Source organism: Coprococcus sp. AM97-35, from assembly GCF_027697525.1.
Taxonomy (GTDB): domain Bacteria; phylum Bacillota; class Clostridia; order Lachnospirales; family Lachnospiraceae; genus Allocoprococcus; species Allocoprococcus comes.
On record NZ_JAQESL010000047.1, the window covers coordinates 5,213 to 6,289 of the forward strand.

At 42.5% G+C, this 1,077-nt stretch carries 1 pseudogene; it reads left to right on the forward strand.

The features are described 5' to 3' along the window. Nucleotides 1–1,077: pseudogene (locus PG840_RS16210) on the forward strand (SrtB-anchored collagen-binding adhesin); the annotation flags it as partial.

The following is a 1,077-nucleotide window of genomic DNA, read 5'->3' on the forward strand; positions in this document are numbered from 1 at the left end:
CCGTATCGCTGAAAGTGAAGCTCCAAACGGATATTTGACAGACGGTGCAAAACCGATTGATTTTGCAATCACAGAGAATGGAAAAATCGTGGACTTAACCGACGAAGCCCATTCTATCTACAATCAGATTAAGCGTGGAGATATTGAGGGCGTAAAAATCGGTGCAGGCACACACAAGCGTCTTGCTGATGTTCCCTTTAGGATCACAAGCAAGACGACTGGGGAAAGTCATGTTGTAGTAACTGATGATAACGGGCAATTCTCCACTTCTGCTGACTGGGCTTCCCATAAGCACAATACCAACGCAGGCAAGACCAGCGAGGACGGTGTATGGTTTGGGACTTCTGAACCAGACGACAGCAAAGGTGCGTTACCTTACGATACTTATATCATTGAAGAATTACGCTCTGACAGCAACAAAGGTTTTGAACTTATCCCACCATTTGAAATCGTGGTATCAAGAAATAACCTTGTGAGTGATTTAGGGACTTTGACTGATGAATACGAAAAAGAAATCTCTATCCATACCACAGCGACCAGCAAGGACGGCGAAAAGACAATCCTTGCAGGAAAAGAGGTTACAATCGTTGATACAGTCAAATTAGACGGACTTACAAAAGGCACAAAGTATCAGCTCAAAGGCTGGCAGATGTTAAAGGAAGAAAACGCCGAGCTTATCATTGACGGGAAACGTGTAGAAAACGATTATACCTTTGTCGCTGATGATGAAGAAATGAAAGTGGAAATTTCCTATACATTCAATGCGTCTGCTTTAGGTGGCAAAAACCTTGTTACCTTTGAAGAATTATATGATTACAGCAATTCAGACGAACCCGTAAAAGCTGCAGAACACAAAGACATTGAGGACGACGGGCAGACGGTACTTATTACAGAACGTATCATCAAAATTCATACGACTGCTACGGATAAGGACGGCAACAAAGAACTTGAAGCTGGAAAAGAGGTAACAATCATTGATACCGTAACCTTAGAGGGCTTAGAAGTCGGTACACAGTACAAACTTGTGGGCTGGCAGATGTTGAAAGAAGAAAATGCAGAACTTCTTATCAATGGAAA